The sequence below is a fragment of the Paenibacillus sp. 2TAB19 genome, from assembly GCF_052115185.1.
Classification (GTDB): Bacteria; Bacillota; Bacilli; order Paenibacillales; family Paenibacillaceae; genus Pristimantibacillus.
This window is the reverse complement of sequence record NZ_JBFRGE010000227.1, coordinates 1-483: the sequence shown is the minus strand read 5'-3', so window position 1 is coordinate 483 and position 483 is coordinate 1. Positions and strand designations below refer to the sequence as shown.

Annotated in this window: 1 protein-coding gene; it reads right to left on the bottom strand. The window is 34.0% G+C overall.

Going from position 1 to position 483, the window contains the following annotated elements; genetic code table 11:
* Positions 1-253: hypothetical protein (locus AB4Z33_RS31190; protein WP_442053600.1), on the bottom strand; the 253-nt coding region annotated here is incomplete at its 3' end.
* Positions 254-483: the final 230 nt, after the last annotated feature.

Here is a 483-nt window from a genome sequence, read left to right as displayed (position 1 = left end):
AAAACGGCCAGCAATAGTCTTTTTGTTTCTTTAGTAATTCAATATTATCTTCAATAAATAGGTTCAACCCATATTCTTGAATGGTCAAGATAATACTTCCTTCTAGTTGGGTTTCGAATCGATGAGCTAGTACATCTCCAAATGAAACTTTCACTTGTCCGCAGTTACTGGATGCTTCTGTATATAGAATTATTTTGTGATTTTTTAAATCCACTTGATAAGATGTGATTTCTTTATCATGAACACTAATCATCTGCCCCCTCCTCAATAAGCGTTTTCTTACACTCTTTCACTGATGGTTCATTTGCGTTAAACTCCCGTTAGTGTAATGCTTCAATGTCCTAATTAACGTTTCTTAATATCATAAACTGTAACAAAAGCGGTCTCATTAAAACCAAATTGCCTGCTTACAATGACATAGCTTTCATCGAAAATGTCAATAACAACACCGGTTATTAAGGTAGGCAATGAAACTTTTGTTTC